Below are 6,006 nucleotides of genomic sequence, written 5' to 3'. Positions count from 1 at the left end.
GGGGTGGGGGGTGGGGGCCGGGTGGGGGGGGACGGGGGAACGGAGGGGGGGGCAACCCCCCCCCCCAAACTCCCCCCACCCCAAGCCGCTACAAGAACAACGATTCCAGGTAAGAAGCCACGCCATCCTCGTCGTTCGAGCCGACAACAACATCGGCAACCGACAACACCGAGGGGTGGGCGTTGGCCACCGCGACGGCCCGCCCCGCCCAAGACAGCATCGGCAGATCGTTCGGCATGTCCCCGAACGCCACGACCTGCTCGGCACTCACCCCGTGCCGCGCGCAGAGCCACGCCAACCCGGCCGCCTTCGTCACTCCCGCCGCCGAGATCTCGACCAACCCGGAGTTGGACGAGTGCGTCGCCTCGGCCAGGCCCGCCACGGCCCCGGCCACCACCTTGACGAACACGTCCGGATCCTGGGTGCCGGCACGCGCGAGCAGCTTGACCGCCGGTACGGAGAAAAGCTCCTCCGGTGACTCGATGCTCCGGATGTCCGCCATGTCGCCGTCCCAGCGCAACGGCCAGTCGACCTCGTGCCGCATCTGCCGACCGTCGGTGACCTCGACCGCGAGCCGTACGCCGGGCACCTCCGCCCGGAGCCGGCGGGCCACCTCGGCCAGCAGTTCGGGGGCGAGCGGGTCGGCCCGCAGCACCACGTCCTCGTCCGGGTCGTAGACCACGGCCCCGTTGGCGCAGACCGCCGGTACGGTGGCCCGCAGTTGCTCGTACACGCCGTTGAGCCAGCGGATCGGCCGGCCGGTGACGAGTACGACCTGCGCCCCCGCCGCCGTGCTGCGGGCGAGCGCGTCGGCGGTCCGTGCGCTGACCGTCCGGTCCCGGCGGAGCAGGGTGCCGTCCAGGTCGGTGGCGATCAGGCGGGGCGGTTGATCCATCAGTGCGACAGTAGCCGGTCCAGGTAGACCGCGACCCCGTCGTCGTCGTTGCGCAGGGTGATCTCGTCGGCGATCGAGCGGACCGTCGGGTGGGCGTTGGAGACGGCGACCCGACCCCAGCCGGCCCACTCGAACATCGGCAGGTCGTTGGGCATGTCGCCGAAGACGAGGACCTCGGCCGGGTCGACCCCGAGTCGTTCGGCCACCACGGCCAGTCCGGTGGCCTTGTCCACCCCGGCCGGGCTGATCTCGATGAAGCCCTGCCCGGCCTGGGTGATGGTGGCCTGCTCCGGTGGCACGATCCGGCGGGCGGCGGCGAGCAGCGCGTCGACGTCGTGGCCCGGCGTACGGGCGAACGCCTTGATCACTTCGCTGGCGCAGCAGTCGAGCCGGGACCGGGCCTCGAACCGTTCCGGGTACGGCCAGCTCGGGTCGTAGTCACCCCAGAGCGGCGCGTCCACGGCGTCCAGCGCCTCGACCATGACGGTGAGCGGGCCGACCTCGGCCTCCAGGGCGCCGAGCAGGGCGGCGAGGGTTCCGCCGGGCAGCCGCTCGTCGCGCAGAACCACCGGCCCGAGCGGGTCGGTCTGGTCCACCACCCAGCCGCCACCGGCCATCACCAGGAAGTCGGCGGCCCGGATGTCGTTGCGGGACAGCTCGGCCAGGCGTGGGCCACGTCCGGTCGCGCCGACCACCGGGATCCCGGCGGCGCGTACCCGGTCGAGGACCTCGTGGGTGAAGGCCGAGACCGTGTCGTCGCTGCGTACCAGGGTGCCGTCCAGGTCGGTGGCCACCAGCTTGGGTAGTCCGGGTCGCGGCATGATTCCTCCCTCGCCCCGCCACCTCCGCCGACCCGGTCGAACTGGTGGGATTCGCCCAGTTCCGAGGGTCTGTCCGTGGCGACGGGGGAGCAACCGTATCTCACGCCGTGCTACGTGCCCATGACTTCCGTGCTAATACTCCCGTACCAGCGTGCAGGTGCCGGATGGCCGAGCCGACCATCCGGCACCCGGTGTCCGCTTTCGGATCAACGCGGTTCGAGGACGTCCCGGCCGCCGAGGTACGGCTGGAGCGCCTTGGGGACCCGTACCGAACCGTCCGGTTGCTGGTGGTTCTCCAGGATCGGAACCAGCCACCGGGTGGTGGCGAGGGTGCCGTTGAGCGTGGCGGCGAACTGCGGCTTGCCGTCCGCGTCCCGGTAGCGGACGTTCAGCCGGCGAGCCTGGAAGCTGGTGCAGTTCGAGGTCGAGGTGACCTCCCGGTATCGCCCCTGCGACGGCACCCACGCCTCGCAGTCGAACTTGCGGGCGGCGCTCGACCCCAGGTCACCGGCTGCCACGTCGATCACCCGGTACGGGATCTCGACCTTGGCCAGCATCTCCTCCTCCCAGGCGAGCAGCCGCAGGTGTTCGTCGGCGGCCTGCTCCGGCCGGCAGTAGGAGAACATCTCGACCTTGTCGAACTGGTGCACCCGCATGATCCCCCGGGTGTCCTTGCCGTACGAGCCGGCCTCCCGGCGGAAGCAGGACGACCAGCCGGCGTAGCGCAGTGGCTCGCCGTCCAGCTTCAGGATCTCCTCCGAGTGGTACGCCGCCAGCGGCACCTCGCTCGTCCCGACCAGGAAGATGTCGTCGGCGTCGAGCCGGTAGACCTCGCTGGCGTGCGCGCCGAGGAAACCGGTGCCCTCCATCGACTCCGGCTTGACCAGCGCCGGGGTGATGGCCGGGATGAAGCCGTACTCGACCGCCTGGGCGATGGCGAGCTGGAGCATGCCGAGCTGGAGCAGCGCTCCGACCCCGGTCAGGAAGTAGAACCGGCTGCCCGAGACCTTGGCGCCGCGTTCCATGTCGATCGCCCGCAGCGCCTCCCCGATTTCGAGGTGGTCGCGCGGGTTGTCGATCGCCGGCCGCTCGCCGACCTCGCGCAGCACGACGTAGTCGTCCTCGCCGCCGGGCGGGGCGCCGGGCTGGACCACGTTCGGAACCGCGAACTGCGCCCGGCGCAGCGCCGCCTCGGCCTCGGTGACGGCCGCCTCGGCCGCCTTCACCTCACCGGAAAGCTCCTTCGTACGCGCCAGCAGCGCGGTCCGCTCGTCCCCGGTGGCCTTGGGCATCTGCTTGCCGAGCTGCTTCTGCTCGGCCCGCAGTGCCTCGAACCGGCCGACGACGGACCGCCGCTGCTCGTCGGCGCGGAGCAGGTCGTCGACGACCGACTCGGACTCGCCACGGGCACGCTGGCTGGCACGGACGGTTTCCGGTTCGTCGCGAAGCAGACGCAGGTCAATCACGGGAAGTGAGCCTACCGGGAAGCGCCGGCCGGCTTCACCGCGATATCTCGCCGCCGGAGCCGACGCGGGACCGGTCGGGCGACCCTCGGCCCGCGATCGCCGGTGGTCAGCGGGCGTCGGGCTGTTCGGGCGAGGCGAACGGGGTGGTCGGACCGACCGTCAGGTCGCGCGGCGGTTCGTCCAACTCGTCGTCGGCGTCGCCGCTCCCGGTCGGGCGGCGCCAGGAGAAGGCCGGTTCCCCGGCCGGGTCCGCCGGCTCGGTCTCCTCCGACCCGGCCGCCACCGACACCGGCGAAACCTGGTCGGGTCCGATCAGCCGCCCGGCGAGGTACAGGGCGAACCCGAGCACCGCCGTGCCGACGTACGCCATCAGCAGTCCCCGGCCGTACTCGATCCGCAGCCCGGTGTCCTCACCCAGCCCGAGCCGGGAGACGTCGTCCAGGGTCAGCGAGGCGGCGACGAGTACGGCGAGCACCGTACCGCTGATCGCCAGGCCGACCACCCGGACGTTGCGCCGTACGGCGGCCGTCCCGAAGAGCACCAGGGCCAGGCAGCCGATGATGGCGAAGACCCCGACCAGGTACGCGATGCCGAAGTTCGCCGAGTCGGAGACGCCGATCGGGGTCCGGCCGATGGTCCCGCCGTCCGGGCCGAAGTTAGGCGCCAGCATGATCGTCCACTCGCCGACCAGCGAGGCGAAGACCGCGGCCGCCCCGACTGCGGCCACCGCCGGCACCAGCCGGGGGTCCCGACCGAGTCGGGCCAACAGGTCGCCCCGGCGACCGGGCCGGTGCGGCTCGTCCTGGTCGCCCCACTCCACCATGGCGACGTCGTCCGACCGGACATCCTGCCGGGGGATCGGGTACTCCTGGGACATGGCCGAGCCCTTTCCGGGTAAGCGCGGTCCTGTCCCGCATCATGACACAGCTTCCTGACCGCGCCCGGGAACGCCGCCGGCACACTGTGTCCATGGTCCCGCCCCGCTTCGTCGCGTTGCCGGCCGCTTTGCACTAGCGTCGTGGGCATGCCTATCCGTACTTCTTCCGCCCGCTGGCAGGGCAACCTGACCGAAGGTTCCGGCACGATCCGCACCGGCAACGGCGGACTCGAGGGGAACTACTCATTCAAGTCCCGGTTCCAGGAGGGCGAGGGGACCAACCCCGAGGAGCTGATCGGCGCGGCTCACGCCGGCTGCTTCTCGATGGCCTTCTCCAAGGCCCTCGCCGACGCCGGCTTCACGCCCACCTCGGTGGACACCACGGCAAAGGTCCACCTCGACAAGACCGACGCCGGTTTCTCGGTCACCCGGATCGACCTCGAAACCGTCGGGGACGTGCCGGGCGTCGACGAGGCCGAGTTCCAGAAGCTGGCCGAGGCCGCCAAGGCGAACTGCCCGATCTCCCGGCTGCTCTCGCCCGGCGCCGAGATCTCCCTGGTCGCCACCCTCTCCGCCTGATCGGGTCCAGCTGACCCGAACCGCCGAGCGCGGTGTTCACGGCACCTCCCGTACGCGTCGGCAGACCGGCGGTACGGCTGCCGGGGCACCGCGCTCACCCGTACCGCACGTTCGACGCCCGCCGGGCCCCCGCCGATCGGGCACAATGGTGAGCGTGCCGGTCGAGATGAGCCGAGAGCGTTTCGAAGAGCTGGTCGGCGAGGCACTGGACGAGGTGCCCGAGGAGTTGCTCCGGTTGATGAGCAACGTGGTGATCCTGGTCGAGGACCACTCGCCCGAGGGCGGCCCCGAACTGCTCGGACTCTACGAGGGCCACGCGCTGACCAGCCGGGGCTGGGACTACGCGGGCGTACTGCCCGACCGGATCTTCATCTACCGCTATCCGATCCTGCGGATCTGCCGGGACGACGACGAGGTGATCGACGAGATCGCGGTCACCGTGGTGCACGAGATCGCGCACCACTTCGGGATCGACGACGAGCGCCTGCACGCCCTCGGCTGGGGCTGAGCGGCCGATCTCGGCCGTCCGGGGGTAGCCCCCGGTTGCGTCCGGTGCCTACCCTCGGGCCACAACCCCGACCAGGAGGAACACCCATGCGCAGCGCGCTGTTCTCGGCAGAGAATCTGGAGAAGGAGTCCGACCAGCCCGGCCTGCGGCTGCAGAACTCCAAGATGCTGAAGATCGAGCTGAACGGCGAGGCGATGGCCCGCGTCGGTTCGATGGTGGCGTACCAGGGGCAGGTGCAGTTCCAGGCACTCGGCTCCGGCGGCCTCGGAAAGTTCCTCAAGCAGAAGCTCACCGGCGAGGGTGTGCCGCTGATGAAGGTCACCGGCCGGGGCGACGTCTTCCTCGCCGACTACGCCAGCGACGTACACCTGATCGACCTGGAGCCGGGCGACGCGTTGTCGATCAACGGCTCCAGCGTGCTCGCCTTCGACTCCACCCTCCAGTACGACATCCGGATGGTCGGCGGCGCCGGCATGGCCTCCTCCTCCGGCCTGTTCAACTGCGTGTTCACCGGCTACGGCCGGATCGCGATCACCACCAAGGGCACCCCGGTCGTGCTCAACGTCGACCAGCCGACGTACGTCGACCCGCAGGCGGCGGTCTGCTGGTCGGCGAGCCTGCAGACCGGCTACCACCGGGCCGAGCAACTCGGGCTCGGCACCCTGCTCGGCCGCCGTACCGGGGAGGCGTTCACGATGAGCTTCGCCGGGCAGGGCTTCGTGGTGGTGCAGCCGTCGGAGGAGCCGCCGGTGCAGGGCAGTGGCCAGCAGGAACAGCAGGGCGGACTGCTGGGCAACCTGCTGAGCTGAGCCGGCGTCCCGGGCGCGGGGTGGCCGTGCGACGGTCCCCCGCGACCCGTC

General features: G+C 71.1%; 7 protein-coding genes. 3 read left to right on the top strand and 4 right to left on the bottom strand.

Translation table 11 applies throughout. The features are described 5' to 3' along the window. Positions 1 to 88: 88 nt before the first annotated feature. The 4 genes from ACZ6QQ_RS00590 to ACZ6QQ_RS00575 form a co-directional block, all read right to left on the bottom strand. Entirely contained in the window at positions 89 to 895 is an 807-nt protein-coding gene (locus tag ACZ6QQ_RS00590; protein ID WP_465873152.1) for an HAD family hydrolase, read from the bottom strand. Next, on the bottom strand, positions 895 to 1,716 hold the full coding sequence (locus ACZ6QQ_RS00585) for an HAD family hydrolase (RefSeq protein ID WP_465873151.1): 822 nt from the start codon (positions 1,714 to 1,716) through the stop codon (positions 895 to 897). Before ACZ6QQ_RS00585 ends, ACZ6QQ_RS00590 begins: the two co-directional genes overlap by 1 nt. Positions 1,717 to 1,922: 206 nt before the next feature. Further along, the gene (gene serS / locus ACZ6QQ_RS00580; protein WP_465873150.1) at positions 1,923 to 3,182 is read right to left on the bottom strand and encodes a serine--tRNA ligase; all 1,260 of its coding nucleotides are present in this window, start codon (positions 3,180 to 3,182) and stop codon (positions 1,923 to 1,925) included. A 106-nt stretch (positions 3,183 to 3,288) separates the two neighbouring features. Beyond that, the gene (locus ACZ6QQ_RS00575; protein WP_465873149.1) at positions 3,289 to 4,059 is read right to left on the bottom strand and encodes a hypothetical protein; all 771 of its coding nucleotides are present in this window, start codon (positions 4,057 to 4,059) and stop codon (positions 3,289 to 3,291) included. Between the two features lie 147 nt (positions 4,060 to 4,206). Here ACZ6QQ_RS00575 and ACZ6QQ_RS00570 point away from each other — a divergent pair, with 147 nt between their 5' ends. From ACZ6QQ_RS00570 to ACZ6QQ_RS00560, 3 genes are all read left to right on the top strand, one after another. Further along, the gene (locus ACZ6QQ_RS00570; protein WP_465873148.1) at positions 4,207 to 4,638 is read left to right on the top strand and encodes an OsmC family protein; all 432 of its coding nucleotides are present in this window, start codon (positions 4,207 to 4,209) and stop codon (positions 4,636 to 4,638) included. A gap of 145 nt (positions 4,639 to 4,783) precedes the next feature. Next, the gene (locus tag ACZ6QQ_RS00565; RefSeq protein ID WP_465873147.1) at positions 4,784 to 5,146 is read left to right on the top strand and encodes a metallopeptidase family protein; all 363 of its coding nucleotides are present in this window, start codon (positions 4,784 to 4,786) and stop codon (positions 5,144 to 5,146) included. Between the two features lie 86 nt (positions 5,147 to 5,232). Next, complete coding sequence (locus tag ACZ6QQ_RS00560) at positions 5,233 to 5,955, top strand: AIM24 family protein (RefSeq protein WP_465873146.1); 723 nt, start codon at positions 5,233 to 5,235, stop codon at positions 5,953 to 5,955. Positions 5,956 to 6,006 lie beyond the last annotated feature (51 nt).

This window comes from Micromonospora sp. NPDC049529, assembly GCF_055586685.1.
The sequence above is the reverse complement of the archived record's forward strand: the minus strand, read 5'-3'. Positions and strand labels throughout refer to the sequence as shown.

What these genes read in the sequence shown, in the direction of transcription:
- ACZ6QQ_RS00590 (WP_465873152.1), bottom strand. Translation starts at nt 895, where the DNA reads ATGGATCAACCGCCCCGCCTGATCGCCACCGACCTGGACGGCACCCTG.
- ACZ6QQ_RS00585 (WP_465873151.1), bottom strand. Translation starts at nt 1,716, where the DNA reads ATGCCGCGACCCGGACTACCCAAGCTGGTGGCCACCGACCTGGACGGC.
- ACZ6QQ_RS00575 (WP_465873149.1), bottom strand. Translation starts at nt 4,059, where the DNA reads ATGTCCCAGGAGTACCCGATCCCCCGGCAGGATGTCCGGTCGGACGAC.
- ACZ6QQ_RS00570 (WP_465873148.1), top strand. Translation starts at nt 4,207, where the DNA reads ATGCCTATCCGTACTTCTTCCGCCCGCTGGCAGGGCAACCTGACCGAA.
- ACZ6QQ_RS00565 (WP_465873147.1), top strand. Translation starts at nt 4,784, where the DNA reads ATGGTGAGCGTGCCGGTCGAGATGAGCCGAGAGCGTTTCGAAGAGCTG.
- ACZ6QQ_RS00560 (WP_465873146.1), top strand. Translation starts at nt 5,233, where the DNA reads ATGCGCAGCGCGCTGTTCTCGGCAGAGAATCTGGAGAAGGAGTCCGAC.